The organism is Glutamicibacter nicotianae, from assembly GCF_002797775.1.
Lineage (GTDB): Bacteria > Actinomycetota > Actinomycetes > Actinomycetales > Micrococcaceae > Glutamicibacter > Glutamicibacter nicotianae.
In genome coordinates, this window is sequence record NZ_PGEY01000001.1 from 1,333,896 (window position 1) to 1,352,635 (window position 18,740).

At 62.4% G+C, this 18,740-nt stretch carries 15 protein-coding genes and 1 pseudogene; 1 reads left to right on the forward strand and 15 read right to left on the reverse strand.

The genetic code is table 11. From position 1 onward, the window contains the following. Positions 1 to 124 precede the first annotated feature (124 nt). The 12 genes and pseudogenes from ATK23_RS06090 to ATK23_RS06145 form a co-directional block, all read right to left on the reverse strand. Complete coding sequence (locus tag ATK23_RS06090; protein ID WP_066138624.1) at positions 125 to 1,579, reverse strand: FAD-dependent oxidoreductase; 1,455 nt, start codon at positions 1,577 to 1,579, stop codon at positions 125 to 127. A 17-nt stretch (positions 1,580 to 1,596) separates the two neighbouring features. Then, positions 1,597 to 2,367: pseudogene (gene cobA / locus ATK23_RS06095) on the reverse strand (uroporphyrinogen-III C-methyltransferase); the annotation flags it as partial. 1 nt (position 2,368) lies between these two features. Continuing rightward, entirely contained in the window at positions 2,369 to 3,226 is an 858-nt protein-coding gene (locus ATK23_RS06100; RefSeq protein ID WP_066138630.1) for an ABC transporter permease, read from the reverse strand. Further along, positions 3,198 to 3,941 (reverse strand): ABC transporter ATP-binding protein, encoded by a 744-nt coding sequence (locus tag ATK23_RS06105; protein WP_038990827.1) that lies wholly within the window; start codon positions 3,939 to 3,941, stop codon positions 3,198 to 3,200. The genes ATK23_RS06100 and ATK23_RS06105 overlap by 29 nt, the downstream gene beginning before the upstream one ends. Continuing rightward, entirely contained in the window at positions 3,941 to 5,038 is a 1,098-nt protein-coding gene (locus ATK23_RS06110) for an ABC transporter substrate-binding protein (protein ID WP_066138634.1), read from the reverse strand. Before ATK23_RS06110 ends, ATK23_RS06105 begins: the two co-directional genes overlap by 1 nt. Then, complete coding sequence (locus ATK23_RS06115) at positions 5,025 to 6,320, reverse strand: sulfate adenylyltransferase subunit CysN (protein WP_066138635.1); 1,296 nt, start codon at positions 6,318 to 6,320, stop codon at positions 5,025 to 5,027. Before ATK23_RS06115 ends, ATK23_RS06110 begins: the two co-directional genes overlap by 14 nt. Before the next feature lies 1 nt (position 6,321). Continuing rightward, positions 6,322 to 7,245, reverse strand: coding sequence for a sulfate adenylyltransferase subunit CysD (gene cysD, locus ATK23_RS06120; protein ID WP_066138637.1), 924 nt, complete (start codon positions 7,243 to 7,245; stop codon positions 6,322 to 6,324). Positions 7,246 to 7,256: 11 nt separating this feature from the next. Then, a complete protein-coding gene (locus tag ATK23_RS06125; protein ID WP_066138639.1) occupies positions 7,257 to 7,979 on the reverse strand; it encodes a phosphoadenylyl-sulfate reductase in 723 nt (240 codons plus the stop codon). Next, positions 7,976 to 9,676: a nitrite/sulfite reductase gene (locus ATK23_RS06130; RefSeq protein ID WP_066139017.1), complete on the reverse strand. Its 1,701-nt coding sequence runs from the start codon at positions 9,674 to 9,676 to the stop codon at positions 7,976 to 7,978. Before ATK23_RS06130 ends, ATK23_RS06125 begins: the two co-directional genes overlap by 4 nt. A gap of 67 nt (positions 9,677 to 9,743) precedes the next feature. Then, positions 9,744 to 10,484 (reverse strand): sirohydrochlorin chelatase, encoded by a 741-nt coding sequence (locus ATK23_RS06135; RefSeq protein WP_066138642.1) that lies wholly within the window; start codon positions 10,482 to 10,484, stop codon positions 9,744 to 9,746. 30 nt (positions 10,485 to 10,514) lie between these two features. Beyond that, complete coding sequence (locus ATK23_RS06140) at positions 10,515 to 11,279, reverse strand: SDR family oxidoreductase (protein ID WP_066138645.1); 765 nt, start codon at positions 11,277 to 11,279, stop codon at positions 10,515 to 10,517. Positions 11,280 to 11,337: 58 nt separating this feature from the next. Beyond that, on the reverse strand, positions 11,338 to 11,799 hold the full coding sequence (locus ATK23_RS06145; RefSeq protein ID WP_066138647.1) for a methyltransferase family protein: 462 nt from the start codon (positions 11,797 to 11,799) through the stop codon (positions 11,338 to 11,340). 114 nt (positions 11,800 to 11,913) lie between these two features. On the opposite strand from ATK23_RS06145, the gene valS reads away from it, so the two are divergent. After that, entirely contained in the window at positions 11,914 to 14,532 is a 2,619-nt protein-coding gene (gene valS, locus ATK23_RS06150; RefSeq protein ID WP_066138650.1) for a valine--tRNA ligase, read from the forward strand. A 318-nt stretch (positions 14,533 to 14,850) separates the two neighbouring features. Here the strand turns inward: valS and ATK23_RS06155 are convergent, their stop codons facing one another. The 3 genes from ATK23_RS06155 to clpX form a co-directional block, all read right to left on the reverse strand. Continuing rightward, positions 14,851 to 15,858: a trypsin-like serine peptidase gene (locus tag ATK23_RS06155; protein ID WP_066138667.1), complete on the reverse strand. Its 1,008-nt coding sequence runs from the start codon at positions 15,856 to 15,858 to the stop codon at positions 14,851 to 14,853. 926 nt (positions 15,859 to 16,784) lie between these two features. Beyond that, a complete protein-coding gene (locus ATK23_RS06160; RefSeq protein ID WP_066138669.1) occupies positions 16,785 to 17,393 on the reverse strand; it encodes a mycothiol-dependent nitroreductase Rv2466c family protein in 609 nt (202 codons plus the stop codon). Positions 17,394 to 17,435: 42 nt separating this feature from the next. Further along, positions 17,436 to 18,728: an ATP-dependent Clp protease ATP-binding subunit ClpX gene (gene clpX, locus ATK23_RS06165; RefSeq protein ID WP_066138672.1), complete on the reverse strand. Its 1,293-nt coding sequence runs from the start codon at positions 18,726 to 18,728 to the stop codon at positions 17,436 to 17,438. Between the last annotated feature and the right edge of the window lie 12 nt (positions 18,729 to 18,740).

Here is an 18,740-nt window from a genome sequence, read left to right on the forward strand (position 1 = left end):
GCTGATACTTATTCGGCCGGTAGCAAGCCGAAGAAGTTGCGGGCTGAAAACACCAATGGGCAGGGTCCCTCAGCAGATTTGCCGAGGGACCCTGCCCATTGCGTGCTAGAGCCCGGGGTGAAACTTACAGGCTCTCAACCAATTTTTTTGCCGAAGAGAATTCCATCATTGCTTCGCGCTCAACAACCTTGATGCGGTCGCGGGTGATCTCGCCGAAACGGGTCGAAACGGTGCCGGCTGCAGCGCCCAGGTCCTTTTCGTGGGCATCCAGGTTCTTCCAGCCCTCCCAGTTGGAGAAGTTCACTCCGCGGCTTTCCAGCAGTTCGGAGATCTTCTGGGAAGAATCCGGCTGTGCCAACTTGGTGAGGTCTTCAAGCAGGTGGGTGATGGTCTCCAAGGCGTCGCCCTTGGTGTGGCCAATCAGGCCGATAGGACCGCGCTTGATCCAGCCGGTGGCGTACAGGCCAGGAACGTGATTGCCCGAAGCATCCAGCACGCGGCCTTCGGCGTTTGGCAGCACGCCCTTGGCACCGTCGTATTCAATGTCATTGACTGCCGAGCCGAAGTAGCCGACTGCACGGTAGATGGCCTGCAGCGGGTACTCGATGAATTCACCGGTACCGCGTGCGCCACCATTGCCGTCAAGCTCGTTGCGCTCGACCTTCAAGCCGGTAACCTTGCCATCCTCGCCCAGAACCTCGACCGGGGACTGCAGGAAGTGCAGGTGCAGGCGGCGCGAGGCGCTTGGAGCTTCTTCGCGCTCTTCCTGCTCGATCAGCCAGTTGGTCAGCGTGGAGACCATGGTCTTGGTCTGGTTGTTGGTCTTCATGGCTTCGTCCGAGGCCTTGTCGAATTCGAAGTCCTCCGGGTACAGCACGATGTCCACGTCCTTGGAGTGCGAGAGTTCGCGCAGTTCCAGCGGGGTGAACTTGACCTGTGCCGGGCCGCGGCGTCCGAAGACGTGCACGTCGGTGACGGCCGAGTCGTTCAGCTGTTCGTAGATGTGCTCCGGGATTTCGGTTTCCAGCAGCTGGTCAGCGTGCTTGGACAGAATGCGGGCGACGTCCAAGGCGACGTTGCCGTTGCCGATGACGGCAACTTCCTTGGCTGACAGGTCCCAGTTCTTGTCGACATCCGGGTGCGCGTCGTACCAGGAAACGAAGTCGGCGCCGCCGAAGGAGCCGTCAAGATCGATGCCCGGAATATTCAGGTCGGCGTCCTTCTGGGCGCCGGTGGAGATGATCACTGCATCGTAGCGGGTGCGCAGGTCCTCCAGCGAGATGTCCCGACCCAGGCCGACGTTGCCGTAGAAGTCAATCCAGTCGTTGTCGAGCACCTTGTGCAGGGCATTGATGATGCCCTTGATGCGTGGGTGGTCAGGCGAAACGCCGTAGCGGATCAATCCGAAGGGAGTCGGCAGCTCGTCGAAGAGGTCAACGTGCAGCTTCAGTTCGCCGGAGGCGACTGGCTGGCTCTTGTTCAGCAGGTCGGCGGCGTAGATGCCAGCTGGACCGGCACCAACGATGGCAACACGCAGCGCCCGGGAAGTGAGGTGCTCAGGGACGGTAATTTCACTCATCAAACAACTTCTCTTTCTTAGTCAACGAATGAGGCCGGCGCGGTGGCTTCGGCATTCACTAGCGGCAGGAGGTCTACCAGTTGGTCGGAGGCTTCCGGGGCTAGCCGAACGACGTCACCTATAACGATAACGGCCGGATTCGCCACTGCGGCCTTGCGGGCGCGCTTTACAATCCCTTCTAGCGTACCGATAGTTGTGCGCTGCGTCTGTGAGTAACCTCGCTCAACTATCGCAATTGGGGTACTTGACGGTAAACCACGGGTAAGCAATGTCTCAACAATTTGCGGCAAATTCGATACTCCCATCAGCACCGCCAAAGTGTGATCGGACCGGATCGGCACATCAGCAAGTTCCCCGTGCCCGCTGACCACGGTGAACCCGGCAGCAATGCCCCGATGGGTGACGGGAATGCCGGCAGCCATGGGCACCGAGACGGCACTGGTAACGCCTGGAATCACGCGTACAGGAATGCCATATTCCGCGGCGTAGAGCATTTCCTCGCCGCCGCGGCCCAGCACGAACGGATCGCCGCCCTTCAGGCGGACCACCCGCTTGCCTTTCAAAGCGTATTTGACCAGTAATTCATTGGTTTCATCCTGGGTTTTGACGTGGCATCCAGGCGACTTGCCCACATCGATAACCAGCACGTCCTCAGGCAGCTCGGCCAGCAGCGCGGTGGGGCCCAGCTTGTCGGCCAGGACGACGTCTGCGGCCATCAAGGCCTTGTATCCGGCGACGGTGATCAGCTCGGGATCCCCCGGCCCACCGCCAATCAGTGTGATGCGGCCGTCAGCCATTGTTCTCTCCAGTCCGGGTCATTCCTCGATCGGCCATCAGCTTGCGTTCGATCGGGGCGAAGAATAGAAGTTCGATAAGTACGCCAACCAGCAAGATGGTCAATATGACCAACATCACCAGCGGCAGATCGGCGAGGTCCCGGCCGCGCTGGAGCAGCGAGCCTACGCCCAAGGCCAGCGAGCCGCCGACCGCAATCAGTTCGGCCGCCATCAAGGAGCGCCAGGCGAAAGCCCAGCCTTGGCGCAGGCCTGCCACGTAACCGGGCAAAGCCGCGGGCAGTTCGATGTACAGGATGTGCTCGCGCCGGGAGGCGCCGAGCACCTTGGACAGCGCCTTGTACTGTGTCGGGATCATGTCGATTCCCGAGAGCAGGCCGTTGATGATCGACGGGATCGCGCCCAGGAGCAGGACGGTATAAATCGTCGCGTCGGAGAGCCCGAAGAGGATGATCGCCGCTGGCACCCAGGCAATGGACGGCAGGACCTGCATGGCCGACACCAGCGGTCCAACCCCTTGGCGCAAGAGCGGCTGGTGGGCCAGCAAGAGCGCCAGCGGAGTCGCAATCAGCACCGCGATCCCGAATCCGCTCACGGCGCGGAACAGCGAGGTGCCTACGGCCTGGACCAGTGAACCCTCGGCCAGCAGCTGAGGCAGCCTGCCGGCCACGGCGACCGGTCCGGGGAACAGGTCTTCGCGCAAGGGGCTGGCCCACGAGGCAATTTGCCACAGGCTGAGCAGCACCAGAACGGTAAGAATCGGAGCGACGACGGCATCAAGCTTGCTGCGGGTGCGCTTCTTCGCCTGTGCCGGCGTTGCGGCCTTAGCCGGCGCTTGGGTCAGTGAGCTCATGCTTTCGCTGCTCCTTTCGCAGTATCGCGGTCAGTTCGTTGGCCAGTGCGGCTGATTGCGCCGGATCGTTGCGCAGGTGATCGGTGATCTGACGGGTTTCCAGGATCCTGCCGGGGTGCGAGGAAAGCACCAGGATCCTGCCGGCAAGCCGGATCGCCTCGCGGACGTTGTGGGTGACGAAGATGATCGTCTTGCCGGTTTGCTCCCACAGGGCGCGCAGCTGCTCATGGAGCATGTCCCGGGTGATCGCGTCCAACGCGGCAAAAGGCTCATCCATCAGCAAGACTTGGCGGTCCTGCGCCAGAGCCCTGGCCAAGGCGACTCGCTGCCGCATGCCGCCGGAGAGCTCATGAGGCTTCTTCCCGATGGCGTGCCCCAGCTGAACCAGCTGCAGCAGTTCGGTGGTGCGCGCGGTCCGCTGGGCCGCCGGATAGCCGGCGAGCTTGAGCGCCAAATCCACGTTCTGCCCGGCGGTCAGCCACGGAAGCAGATTGGAATCCTGGAACATGAATGCCGCCCCGTCGTGCGGGACTTCCAACCAGCCGGAGCTTGGGGCCAGCAGCCCGGCGATCATGTTCAGCAGCGATGACTTCCCGCATCCCGAGGCACCCAGCACCGCGATGAATTCGCCGTCGTCGATCTCAGTACTCAGCCGGTCGATCACCAGCCCGGTGCCCGGATAGCTCAGCGAGACTTCATTGATCAATACGCCCATCAGTGCTCCTGCGTTGCAAGGAAACGGGTGTCCACCAAGCCGTCAACCGAACCGGTCTGGCCGATGCCAACCTGCGCCGCATGGTCGATCAGCGTCTGGTAGGTATCGGCCAGCGGGTCCTCGTCGAAGGAAACCTCTTCCAGTGCAGCGGCAATGACCGTCTCATCGAAGGAGCTGCCGTTCGCTGCGGCCAGGGCCTCCTGGACTGCCGCGGCCTTGTGCTGCTGATCTGCAGCATTCAGCCATCCGATGGCTTCGGAATTCGCGGCCACGAGTTCTTCCACGGTTCGCGGATGCTCGGTGAGGTAGTCCTGGGAGACCACCAGAACGGTCGTCGGGAACTTCCCGTTCTCCCACAAGGACGATTCATCGACTAATCGATGTCCCCCGTAGTTCTCCACCAGCAATGAGGCGTAGGGCTCGGGAACCCACGCCCCGTCAATGGCGCCCCGCCCGAACAGCTGGGTGAGGGTGGCATTGGAGCTGGGCGTCACCGTGGCTTGCTGATCCAGCCCGTGCTCGGCCAGATAATGGCGCAGCGCCACGTCTTGGGTTCCGCCGAACTGCGGGGTGGCCAGCTCGGTGCCAGCCAATTCGCCGGGATCGGAAATATCCGGGGATACGACCAGGCTTGCACCGCCGGATGATACGCCGGCGACGATTTTCAGGGACGTTCCCCCGCTGGCCAGGTAGCTGTTCAGCGCCGGGCTGGGGCCCAGGTAGGCCGCATCGATGGCGCCGGAGTTCAGGGCCTCGATCGCTGCCGGGCCGGCATTGAACAGCTGGGTTTCCAGGCTCGTGCCATCAGCCTCAAGCTGGTCCGCCAGCAAGTCCTGGCTGGTGGCAATCAGGGCCGGGGCGTGGGTCAGGTTGGCGAAATAGCCCAGCTTGAGCTCTGCCGCCGGGCCGAGGTCCGCCGCCTGCGCCGAGGGCTGGCCTGGTCCGGGCACCACGGTGGTGAGCACCGCCAGCGCGGCAAGCGCAACGACCCCCGCCAGGCCAGCGATCCTCCCGCGGAACCCGGTCGCCGGGCTGGCCGCGGACAGGCGGATTCGTGCCCCGTGGCTGATCCGGGTGCCGGCATCAGGCCGCTGCATGCTCGGCCTCGATGATCCCGGCCGCAAGCGTCCGGCCGGTGGCGGGGTCGATCAGCAGGAAGCTGCCGCCGGTGCGCGAGGTGCTGTACTGCTCGATGGCTACCGCGGCCGAGCTGCGCAAGGTGATCCGCCCCAGATCGTTGAGCCCGAGGCTGTCGGCTGGCAGCTGCGAGTAGTCGGCAATATCAATGACGTAGTTGATGTCGGCGAGCTTCGCGGCGGCGATCTTGGTGCCGTGCTTGACCAGCACCCGCTGGCCCTTGCCCAGCCGCACTGGATCCAGCACGCAGATATTTGCCTGGAACTCCCGTTGGGCTTCGGGCAGCTCGCCGGCGACCAGCGTGTCGCCGCGCGCAATGTCCAACTCGTCCTCCAGTTCCACGGCAATCGCGCCTCCGGGCTGCGCCCGGGCGGTGCTGCCGGCTGGCGTGCTGATGGACTTGATGCGGGTGACCAGCGGTTGCCCGTTGGACAGCACCTGCACCTGGTCTCCCACGTTCAGGGTCCCGTCCACCAGGGTTCCCGCGTAGCCGCGGTAGTCGCGGAACGCTTCCGGGTCCAGCCCCGGTGCCAGCGCTCCCTGCGGGCGCAGCACGTACTGCACATCCAGGCGGGCGGTGCCCTTCGGCAACGCCGGCTCCAGGTCTTCGAGCAGTCCGAGCAAGGTCGGGCCGGCGTACCAGTCGGCGCTGGCCGAAGGCTCGACGACATTGTCCCCCTGCAGGGCGGAGACCGGGATGACGGTGGTGGCTTGCACACCCAGCTGCTCGGCGAGCGCCAGCACTTCTGCCTCGATCTTGCTGAAGGCCTCCTCGTCCCAGTCGATCAGGTCCATCTTGTTCACCGCAATAACCAGCTGGGGCACCCGCAGCAGCGCCAGCACGCCCAGGTGGCGGCGGGTCTGCTCCAGCACCCCGTGCCGCGCGTCGACCAGCACGATGGCCGCATCGGCGGTGGAGGCGCCGGTGACAGTGTTGCGGGTGTACTGCACGTGCCCGGGGCAATCGGCCAGGATGAAGGAGCGCTTGCCGGTGGAGAAGTAGCGGTAGGCCACGTCGATGGTGATGCCCTGCTCGCGTTCGGCGCGCAGCCCGTCGGTGACCAGCGCCAGGTCCAGAGTTCCGGCCGCCCCGCCGAAGCCGCGTTCGGCGCTGGTGCGCGCCAGGTCGTCCAGCGAGTCGGCGAGGATGGCCTTGGCGTCGTGGAGCAGGCGGCCGACAAGGGTGGATTTCCCGTCATCCACCGAGCCGGCGGTGGCGATGCGCAAAAGTGTGGTGGTCATCTTAGAAGTACCCTTCGGTTTTGCGGTCTTCCATGCCCGCGGCGGAAATTCGGTCATCGGCGCGGGTTGCACCGCGTTCGGTGATGGTGGCGACGGCCAGCTCGTCCAGCACCTTCGCCACGGTGTCGGCGGCGGAGAGCACCGCGCCGGTGCAGCTGGCATCGCCCACGGTGCGGTAGCGCACCTGCTTGATCACCACCGGCTCATCAGCGGTGGGCTGGCTGACGGGGGTCAGCGCCCGCCACATGCCGTCGCGCTCGAACACCTGGCGGCAGTGCGCGAAGTAGATCGGCGGCAGGTCGATGTTCTCGCGCTGGATGTAGGCCCAGATGTCCCGTTCGGTCCAGTTGGAGATCGGGAAGGTGCGCACGTGCCAGCCCGGCTCGTGGCGCCCGTTGTACAGGTTCCAGATTTCCGGGCGCTGGTTGCGCGGATCCCAGACGCCGAACTCGTCGCGCAGGGACAGGATGCGCTCCTTGGCGCGGGCCTTGTCCTCATCGCGGCGGGCTCCGCCGAACACCGCATCGAAGCCGTTGGCTTCGATGGTGTCCAGCAGCACCCGGGTCTGCAGCCGGTTGCGGGTGCCATCGGGCAGCTCGGCCAGTTCCCCGCGGTCGATGTAGTCCTGCACGGAGCCGACCACCAGGTTCAGGCCGTACTTTTCCACCACTGCGTCGCGGAAGTCCAGGACTTCGGCGAAGTTGTGGCCGGTGTCAATGTGCACCACGGGGATGGGGACGCGGCTGGGGTAGACGGCCTTGGCCAGCAGGTGCAGCACCACGACGGAGTCCTTGCCGCCGGAGAACAGCAGCCCGGGCTTGTCGAACTCTGCGAGCACTTCGCGGATGATGTGGATGGATTCGGCTTCCAGGGCGTCCAGGACGCTGCGCTGGGTGCCGGCGGGGGCGTTAGCGGTAATGGTCATGATTCGCTCCTTTAGACGTGGATTCCGCATTCGGTCTTGCTCAAGCCGGCCCAGCGACCGGCCCGGGGGTCTTCGCCCTCGGCCACCGGGCGGGTGCACGGCTGGCAGCCGATGGATGGGTAGCCGTTGGACAGCAGCAGGTTCACCGGCACCTGGTGCTCGGTGGCGTAGCCGATCAGCTGGTCGAAATTCCAGGGGGCGACCGGATTGAACTTGACCAGTCCGTGCTTCTCATCGAAAACGACCAGCGGGGTGTTGCTGCGGGTCGGCGCCTCGTCGCGGCGCACCCCGGTGAACCATGCGCTGTATCCGGACAGCGAACGAGTCAGCGGGTCCATCTTGCGCAGCTGGCAGCAGGCGGCCGGATCCCGGGAAAACAGGTCCTTGCCGAACTTCTCGTCCTGTTCGGCAACGCTTAGCTGAGGCAGCACATCCACGACGTTCACGTCTAGGGTGCGGGCGACCTCGTCGCGCGTGACACGGGTTTCGGCAAAGTGGTATCCGGTCTCCAGGAACAGCACGTCGACCTTCGGCAGCTGCGCGGCGACCAGGTGCGGCAGCACTGCGTCGGCCATCGAGCAGGCCACCGCCACCTCATCGGCGCCCAGGTGCTCGGCGGCGAAGGCGACGACCTGCTCGGCCGTGGCCTCCCAGCCCAGCTCATCGGCGCCGAGCTTGGCGATCCGCCGCAGTTCGGCTTCGCTGCGGGTTCGCACGGGGTTCTGCTCGCTCATTTCAGTTCGTCCTCTTCAGCTCGGTGGGCCCAGGCCGCGAAGGATTCGCCGTCGTCCGCGGAGGCCGAATAGTTCTTCACAACCCGCTCAACGTAGTCGGGCAATTCATCGGCAGCCACCTTCAAGCCGCGCACGGTACGGCCCATGGTCGCTTCGCCGTTTTCCCGGCCGGCCAGGGTGCCGCCCAGGTGAACCTGGAAACCTGGCACCTGCTCGCCGGCCTCATTGGTGATCAGCTGGCCCTTGAACCCGAGGTCTGCGGTCTGGATGCGGGCGCAGGAATTCGGGCAGCCGTTGACGTGCAGCGCCAACGCCCGGGGCAGCTTGCCCTGGTGATCGGCCAGGCGTTCCTCGATCTTCGCTACCGCGTCGATCATGGTGTCCTTGGTATCCACGATGGCCAGCTTGCAGAATTCGATGCCGGTGCAGGCAATAGCCGACCGCTTGAGCAGTCCGGGGTAAGCTTCCAGTCCGAGGGCGCGCGCTGCGCCGACAAATTCCTTGACCTGGTTCTCGGCGATATCCAGCGCAAGGATCTTCTGGTGCGGCGTGGTCCGCAGCCTGGTGGAGCCGTGCGCCTCGACCAGGTCGGCGAGGGCCACGAGCGTGCTGCCCGAGACGCGCCCTGCCGGGGCGGTCAGGCCGATGTAGAAACGGCCGTCCTTCTGCTCGTGCACGCCGCTGTGGTCCCCTGCCGAGGTGGGCTGGGCCGGCAGCTCGCAATCTGGCAGCGCGTAGCCCAGGTACTCGTCCTGCAGCACCTGGCGGAACTTCTCGGTGCCCCAGTCGGCCAGCAGGAACTTCAGGCGGGCGCGGTTGCGCAGCCGGCGGTACCCGTAATCGCGGAAGATCGAGGTGACGCCCTCCCATACGTCGGCGGCCTGTTCCTGGGAGACGAAGGCGCCAAGGCGCTCGCCGAGCCGCGGGTTGGCCGACAGTCCCCCGCCGACCCACAGGTCGTAGCCGGGGCCGAGTTGCGGGTGGATGGCCGCGATCAGGGCGAAGTCGTTGATCTCGTGGACTACGTCCTGGCTGGGGTGGCCGGTGATCGCGGTCTTGTACTTGCGCGGAAGATTGGAGAACTCCGGATTGCCAATGTAGCGGCGGGAAATCTCGGCAATCACCGGGGTGGGATCGATGATCTCGTCCTTGGCGATCCCAGCTACCGGGGAACCGAGGATGACGCGCGGGACATCGCCGCAGGCTTCGGTGGTGTGCAGGCCCACGCTTTCGAGGCGGCGCCAGATTTCTGGAACATCGACGACGTCCACCCAGTGCAGCTGCACGTTCTGGCGGTCAGTGAGGTCTGCCGTGTCGCGGGCGAAGTCCTTCGAGATCTGGCCGATGACGCGCAGCTGCTCGGTGGTCAGCGCCCCGCCGTCGATGCGCACGCGAAGCATGAAGTAGCGGTCCTCGAGCTCTTCAGGGCTCAGCGTGGCGGTCTTGCCGCCGGGAATGCCCTGGGCACGCTGGGTGTACAGGCCCCACCAGCGAAAACGCCCGTGCAGGTCATCCGGGTCGATGGAGTCGAAGCCCTGCACGGAGTAGATATCTTCGATCCGCTGGCGCACGTTCAGGCCGTTGTCGGCGGCCTTCATTTCCTCGTTGGCGTTCAGCGGCGTAGTGCCATCGACCTTCCATTGGCCGTTGGGCTTGGCCGCTCTTTTGGGGCGAACTGGTGTGGTTGTCTGTGTCATGCCCATCAGCCTAGAAACTGCCCCCAGGGGGTCAGCAACCTGCTGATGTCACATGGCTACGCGTTGACTAACGGGTTAGGAGTTCGTCATCTGGAGACATGAAAAGCCCTTCTTGAAGGGCCTTTTGCAGTCGCACAAGGAAACATTGAGTGATCATGACGTCAGGCAGCAGTGGGCTTGTCACCACGTCGGCCCCTGTGCTAGCCAGCTTCTGCTGGAAGTATCCGTCGGCGAGCAACGCGCTGAGCACCAGCACCGGACGACCGGCCGCGCCGCCCACGAGCTCAGCGATCCGCGGCTGCGCGCCAGCGCAATATCCCACCAGCACTTCGCGTTCCAGCAGGCCCGCGACCTGCTCGGCCAGGTTCTCGACCTGGTTTTGGCCGACTTCCAATCGTGTGCCCGCGGCGGCCACGATGACCAGCGGGCCTTTCTCCAGGTGCCCAGCGGCACGCTGCGCCAGAACTTGGGCCAGTTCTGGCAGCGGGCCCAACGGCGGTGCGGCTAAGGTGCCGGGGCGTGAAGCGACAGCCTGCGCAATATCGTCGGCCGTATGCACCCCGTCTGAGACCAGCAATGGCAGGACCACTGCCGGCTCGCCTTCGGGCAGTGCCGCGATGACCGATACGAGCCGGGGTTCCTGGACATCCACATAGGCTTCGTGCCAGAGAAGCTGCCCCGGGAATTGCTGTGCGCTCATGCGTTCAAGATCGGCACGCAGATCGTGGATCAGCTGCTGCCCGTGGAGGTTTTCCGTGCCATGCGATGTGGCCACGACATGGATCGTCTGCGGGGTCTTTTGGCTCATGAATTGGTCCTCATGGATGAAGTTGGGCGCCTATTTGGCGTTGCGGATGAGCTTGTGGTTCGCGGCTTGCGCCTGCGGGCGGATGACAATCTCATCGAGATTCACATGTGCAGGGGCGCTCACCGCATAGCGGATCACCTCGGCAACGTCTTCGGCGGTCAGTGGATGATCCACGCCAGCATAGACGTTATCGGCAGCGCTCTGGCTGCCCAACCGGCGCAGGGAGAACTCTTCTGTCTGCACGAGGCCAGGCAGGATCTCGATAACGCGCAACCCTTTCTCGACTTCTTCCAGGCGCAGAGCCTGGGTCATGGCCCGTTCTGCAGCTTTCGCCGCGTTGTAGCCGCTGCCGCCTTCGTAGCTGGCCAGTGCCGCCGTGGACGTGACGTTCAGGACGGTGCCGCGCGCCTCGCGCAGCTGCGGCAGCAGGGCACGGGTCAGGCGCATGGTTCCCATGACATTGGCCTGCCACATGAATTCCCAGTTCTCGTCAATCGCATCCGCCCAGGTCTCCGTTCCCCGGGCACCGCCAGCGCAGTTGACCAGCGTGTCGACGCCGCCCTGGGCGAGCACGGTTTCCGCCAACGAGTCGACATCAGCCTGCACGCTGACATCTGCTCGAACGGCGATCGCACCGCATTCGGCAGCGAGGCTTTCCAAGCGTTCTGCACGGCGGGCCACCGCGAAGACGGTCCACCCTTGAGCGCGCAGAGCGCGTACGGTTGCCTGCCCGATTCCGCTGGAAGCTCCGGTCACGACGGCCGAACGGGATGAAGTGCTATTAGTAGTAGTCATGCAACAACTGTAGAACTAGATGACTACCAGTTGGTAAGGCATGAATTTCTCTTACGTTTCATCTGGCATGGGTTTTGCCGCGCTCAGTGGAAGGAATCCAGCGCGGCACCGCCCGCTGGTACTGCCAATACGCCTGTCCGTATTTCTGCGCCAGGGCGTCTTCTTCAGCGGGTATCTGGAACTGGTCGAGCCAGCAGGCGAGCGCGACGCTGGGAACAAGCCCCAGTAGCGAGCCCCGCCACATGGCATAACTGGTGGATACGGCAACCATTCCCAGGTACATCGGATTGCGGGTGCGGGCAAAGAGTCCCGTCGTGACCAAAGCCGTGCTGTTCTCCGGACGCCGCGGGTTCGCGGTGGTCTTGGCGGCATGGAAAGAGAGTCCTGCGCCTAGGGCAAGGCCAGCACCGCCAATGGCCAAGAGCCCGGCCATGAGTTTTAACCCGGTTGATGAACGCACCGCGGGAACCAGCAGCCGTTGTGCAGCCATCGCGGCTGCTGCAATGGCCGGTGGCGGCATTCGAGGTGCTCTTCGTCGCTCCATACACAAGATGGTACTCGCCACGGGCGCCGCGTGGTGCAAGCCATGGGCAACAATGTCTTGGCACCGGGCAAAACATGAAAGAATAGAGGCATGGCAGAAGAAAACTTGGGCACAGACACGCCCGCAACGGTTTCCGTTCCTGACAAGCCAGCATTGGAAGGCTTGGAGGAACGTCTTTCGTCCCGGTGGCGCACCGAGGGCACCTATCACTTCAATGAGGACACGACTCGCGAAGCCGTGTACTCCATCGACACTCCCCCGCCAACTGCTTCGGGTTCGCTGCACGTAGGACACATGTTCTCCTACACGCAGACCGACGTACTGGCCCGCTACCAGCGCATGAACGGCAAGAACGTTTTCTACCCACTGGGTTGGGATGATAACGGGCTGCCGACCGAGCGCCGCGTGCAGAACTACTTCGGTGTCCGTTGCGACCCGACCAAGCCTTACATCGAGGGCTACCGTCCACCAGAAAAGCCGGCGAAGAACCAGCGCGACTGGGACGTCATCAGCCGCAAGAACTTCATCGAGATCTGCGAAGAGCTCGCGGTCGAGGACGAGAAGGTCTTCGAGCAGCTGTTCACCACCCTGGGCCTTTCGGTTGACTGGCGCATGACCTACCGCACCATCGACGACAACTCGCGTGCGGCCTCGCAGCGTGCGTTCCTGGAGAATCTGGCCAAGGGCGACGCCTACATGGCCGAGGCCCCTACCCTGTGGGACGTGACCTTCCGTACCGCCGTGGCCCAGGCCGAACTCGAAGACCGTGAAATGCCGGGCGCCTACTACCGCTACGCATTCTCTGCGGACAACGGCGAGCAGGTCTTCATCGAGACGACCCGCCCGGAACTGCTGGCAGCATGCGCCGCCCTTGTGGCGCACCCGGATGACGAACGCTACCAGCACCTGTTCGGCAAGACCGTGACCTCGCCGCTCTTCGGCGTTCCAGTCACCGTGCACCCGCACCCGTTGGCCCAGGCCGACAAGGGTTCGGGCATTGCCATGGTCTGCACCTTCGGCGACCTGACCGACGTGACCTGGTGGCGCGAACTGCAGCTGCCAACCCGTCCGATCATCGGACGCGACGGCCGCATCCTGGCCGAGACCCCGGAGTGGATCACCACCGAGGCCGGCAAGGAAGCCTACGCCCAGATTTCGGCAAAGACCGTGTTCTCCGCCAAGGAAACCGTCGTTGAGATGCTTTCCGAAGCCGGCCTGCTCGATGGCGAGCCGAAGAAGATCTCCCGTCCGGTGAACTTCTTCGAAAAGGGCGACAAGCCGCTGGAGATCGTGACCTCGCGCCAGTGGTACATCCGCAACGGCGGCCGCGACGAAGAGCGCCGCAACCAGATGATCGCCCGCGGCCAGGAAATTGATTTCCACCCGTCGTTCATGCGTTCGCGCTACGAGAATTGGGTGTCGGGCCTGAATGGGGACTGGCTGGTATCCCGCCAGCGGTTCTTCGGCGTACCGGTACCGGTGTGGTACCAAGTCGATGAGCACGGCGAACCGAACTACGATGCACCGCTGCTGCCGACCATCGACCAGCTTCCGGTTGATCCGGCGGCCGACGCGCCTACCGGCTACACCGAGGACCAGCGTGGGGCAGCCAACGGCTTCATTGGCGATGCCGACGTGCTGGACACCTGGGCAACCAGCTCGCTGACCCCGCAGATCGTGGGCCGTTGGGGCCGCGACGACGAGTTCTTCGCGAAGGTCTACCCGTTCGACCTGCGCCCCCAGGGCCACGACATCATCCGCACCTGGTTGTTCTCCACCGCGGTGCGTGCAGATTCCCTGCATGGCAACGCTCCGTGGAAGCACGCCGCCATTTCGGGCTGGATCCTGGACCCGGACCGCAAGAAGATGTCCAAGTCAAAGGGCAACGTGGTGGTTCCGAACGAAGTCCTGGACAAGTTCGGCGCGGACGCCGTCCGCTACTGGGCCGCTAGTGCCAAGCTCGGTGCCGACACCGCCTATGAAGTGAACCAGATGAAGATCGGCCGACGCTTGGCCATCAAGATCCTGAACGCTTCGAAGTTCGTGCTGAACTTGGGTGCCACCGAGGCCAATGTGCTGACCGATGATGCTTCGGTAGTCACCAACGGCCTTGACCGCTCGCTGCTCGCCCGCCTGTCGACCGTTATCGAAGATGCCAAACGCGCTTTCGACAACTACGACTATGCTCGAGCTCTGGATATCACCGAGTCGTTCTTCTGGTCGTTCACCGACGACTACGTGGAACTGGTCAAGGACCGCGCATACGGTGGCCATGGAGAAGCCGAGCAGGCTTCTGTTCTGGCTGCCTTGGCCACCACCTTGGATTCGGTGCTGCGTTTGTTCGCTCCGTTCCTCCCGTTCGCCACCGAAGAAGTGTGGGGCTGGTGGCGCAACGGGTCGGTGCACCTGACCCAGTGGCCAAGCACCGAGCACCTATCGGCAGCAGTCGAGGGCGCCGACCCTGCAGTACTGCCGCTGGTTGGCGTAGCCCTTTCGGGAATCCGCAAGGCCAAGTCCGATGCAAAGGTCAAGCAGCGCACCGAGGTGCTCTCGGGCGAGATCCACGCGCCTGCAGCCCAGGTTGCCCAGCTCAAGGCAGGCTTCGAGGACTTGAAGTCCGCAGCCAATGCCCGCGAGTTGTCCTTGGTTGAAGCCGAAGGCGAACTGACTGTCGCCAACGTCGAATTGGCTCCGGCCGAAGAGGCATAAGCGCCAATAAACAGGACCGGTTGCCATCCCCTCAACGGGATGGCAACCGGTTTTTCCGTTTCTATTCCTCTTTCTCCCGCGGATCTGGACGATCCTTCTGCAGTGGAGATTCAAGGGTTTTTCTATGGGACGAGCTGCGCGTCGACGTTGGTCGGTGAAGTATTTCAGCTGGTCTTCGGCGCTGTTCTCAAGACGATGCCTCTGGACCGGAGTCTTGGACCGGTCAGCTGGCGAATCTCCATTGGCCACCATCTTTCCCTTCTGCTCCATGCCAACGGCTGGATCCCCATCAATGTCCAGCCGCCGGCGAGTGAGCGTTTAGTTCTGCGCGTTCTGGTAAGCCTGCTGGATCACCGAACCCCAGTATGGCCCGAACATGGTGTCGCGCACGGAGCTGTATCCGAAGCTGTTCACCGAGTTCTGGTAGCCGTCCGAACCGCTGCCCAGGAACCATGGTCCGCCCGAGGAGCCGCCGGTCATGTTGCATGGAATGCCCTGGGACTGCGACTGGCCAAAGGGATCGTCGCTCGCGTAGCCGGTGCATGACTGCAGGGTCTCGCCGTTGAATGGCGAGGCAGCTGGGTAGCCGTACGCGGTGTACTGCTCGCCGCGTGCCTGGTTGAATGCAACGCCGGATGCGCCGACGGCATCTGTCAGGGTCGAACCACCGCTCGTGCTGACGACTGCGAAGCCGGTGTCATAGGAGATGTCACCGCCGTTGGACCATTCGGTTGGCGCCACCAGCTCGGTCGCTGCGAAGGAGCCGTACGGTGCGTTGCCATTCTCATAGGCCGGGACGAATACCCAACGGGTGGCGAATGCGCCCGGTCCTTCGTTCAAGCAGTGCCCTGCAGTGGAGACGGTCGACTCATTGGCGGAGACCACAGCATTGCCGGAGCAGACATAGTCTGATCCACCAAGGGTGAAGAAGACCTTGCCGATGTGCGAGACCGGAGTTTCCTGGGTTGCGCGGGTCTTGCTACCCTTCTTCTGCGTCTGCTTGCCCGCTGCAACGTCAGCTCCATGGCCAGACACCTTGGCAGGCTTGCCGATTTCGACCTTGGCGGCCGAGCCCGACTTTCCAGCAACGAGTGAATCTGCGTTCTTTGCGGCCTTCATCCGGTCTGCGGTCCAGTAGTCCACCGCAGCTTCAGCCTTCTGCTGAGAGATCGTGATCGACTCGATCTCTCCGCCCGTTGTCGTCGGCGTTGCCGAGGCCATTGGGGCCGCGCTAAGCATCAGTGCGCTCGCAAGGACTGCGGCGCCTGCCAGCTTGCGGCGCCCTCTGCCCTTGGATGAATCCGTAATTAGAGAACGAATCTGCACGATTTAACTCCTTGTCCAGTGGCTTCTTTGCCACTATCGATGGGGGTGCGGTTGCACTCGTGGGAAATAGTCAAACACACACTTCAAGCATTTTCTACAGGAATCTTTCCCTCCGTCGACTGTGTCGTGATTCGCCTGCGGCGCTCAATTTGTGAAGCGAAATTAGCCTGGAACAGATACTTTAATTCGTCCGCGCACGTTGCCCGCTCCCCCGCTGATAGCCCAGCCAGATCAGCCGGTTTCGGCTCGACCCCACAATTACTTGTGAATCAAATCACTATTGGATCTCCAGGATTCATCTTTCAACGGCGGGCCAGCAACCGCGAATATATGAAACGGAAACTTCGGTAACAGGTACTTTTCGGCAGTACGATGGCTGGGCAGAAGGAAAAAATATGAGTTAATTAGATGTCGAAAATGGACTTATTCACGCGTCTGAGCACAACACGGAACCAACGCCTGGATCACCAGTGTCCTTCCTGCGACACCGGGTTCTGCGTTCGCAGGTCCCTGCAGGGGCATCTCGGGCTCACCACCAAGACGATGGGCGCATGGCCTAAGTCATCGGCCGTCCGCTACTTTTGGCGAGATCATCCCAAGCAATCCGTCGAACCTCGCGCGCCGATTACCTGAAACATCCGTTAGCGGGCGCCGGCCAATGAGAGTGGCTGCCGGGAATCATTTTCGCCGGCAATGTGTGAGCCAGTTTCCGCGCTCCACGAAGATCCGGTGAAATGATCGACGCAACCCCTCAGGACAGTGTGGCCAATTCTCCGCCGCACAAGGAGCACATCGGATGGATAACTGCATCAATCGAAGCGCGGAAGGTCGGTAGATCCACGCTGACGCTGCCGCTGAGTTCCCTGCTAAGCACAAAGGACGTTGTCTCTCCATGAGACAACGTCCTTTGGACAATGAATTTTCGCTTAGTCGAAAATTGGGCTTTCGGTGCGGGTACGCTTCATTTCGAAGAAGTATGGGAACGATGCGAGTTGCGCCGCGGCATCAAACATCTTGCCTGCATCTTCTCCGGTTGGAATGCGAGTGATTACCGGCCCGAAGAAGGCAACGCCGTCAACGGCGAGGATTGGTGTTCCGACATCCTGACCCACTTTGCCAATTCCAACCTCGTGGCTGGCACGCAAGGCCTCGTCATTGCCGTCAGTATCCGCCGCCTCAGCGAGTTCTGCTGGGAGTCCGACCTTCGCCAGGGCCTTGGAAATCACTTCCCCACGGTCTTCGATCTTTTCGTAATGGAACAACTCGCCCATTGCCGTGTACAGGCTGTCTTTAACGTCATCGCCGTGCTCCTGGGCGGCACGGGTGATCACACGTACCGGTCCCCACGAATCGTCCATCTTAGCGCGGTAGTCAGCGGGAAGATCCCGTCCTTCGTTAAGCATCGAAAGGCTCATGACATGCCAGGTCACATCGATGCTGCGAACCTTTTCTACCTCCTTGATCCAGCGGCTCGTCGCCCATGCGAATGGGCAGATTGGATCGAACCAGAAATCGACTTGCTGACGTTCAGCCATGAACTACCAACTTTCTTCCGAAAAGAATTTTATGGACGTGGTCTATGCAGACTTCTTGTCGCGCTTGGCGACCATCGCGTGCGAGAGCAGCGTGGGCTCTTCGCGGTCGATGACGGTGGCGCGAGAGATTACCACTTCAGCTACATCGTCGCGGCTTGGCAAATCGAACATCACTCCGCCAAGAGTTTCTTCAAGAATTGAACGCAGGCCACGTGCGCCCGTCTCACGTGCAATAGCCAGTTCCGCGATGGCGTCGAGAGCGGATTGGTCGAAACTCAATGCTACGCCGTCCATCTGGAACATCTTCTGGTACTGCTTGAGCAGTGCATTCTTCGGCTCGGTCAGCACTCGAACCAACGCATCCTTGTCCAGGTGCTCCACCGTAGTGATCACCGGGAGGCGTCCAATGAATTCTGGAATCAGTCCGAACTTGAGCAGGTCCTCAGGCCGAACATCCGAATAGGAAGCAGTTTCGGACTTCAGCGCGGTCAGCGGGGCCCCGAAGCCAATGCCTTTCTGTCCTGCGCGAGAAGAAATGATCTCTTCCAAGCCTGCAAAGGCGCCGGCAACAATGAAAAGAATGTTGGTGGTATCGAGCTGAATGAAATCCTGATGCGGGTGCTTGCGGCCACCCTGAGGTGGCACGGCTGCAACTGTACCTTCAAGAATCTTCAGCAGTGCCTGCTGGACACCTTCGCCTGAGACATCTCGCGTGATCGAAGGGTTCTCGCTCTTGCGGGAAATCTTGTCGATCTCGTCAATGTAGATGATGCCGGTTTCAGCCTTCTTGACGTCATAGTCGGCGGCCTGGAGGAGCTTGAGGAGAATGTTCTCCACGTCTTCTCCCACGTAGCCTGCTTCGGTAAGGCTTGTCGCGTCTGCGACTGCGAATGGAACATTCAGCTTCTTCGCCAACGACTGAGCCAGATAGGTTTTGCCGCATCCAGTAGGACCGATAAGCATGATGTTCGACTTCGAGACTTCCACGTCATCCAGTGGGTCTTCGTTAGTCAGCGCAGCAACGGGACCGTGGTCCTGGTTGCCGTGGATGCGCTTGTAATGGTTGTAGACAGCAACCGAGAGTGCCCGCTTGGCGTTCTCTTGGCCGATGACGTATTCCTGCAGCGAATCAAAGATCTCGCGTGGCTTGGCCAGGGAGAACTCCTCATGCACCTGCTCTTCAGCAAACTCTTCGGCGATGATTTCGTTGCAGAGTTCGATGCATTCAGTACAAATGTAGACACCATGGCCTGCTATTAGCTTCTTAACCTGCTTCTGGCTCTTTCCGCAGAAAGAGCATTTCAACAGATCCGAGCCTTCACCCATGCGTCCCATCGCACCATTCTC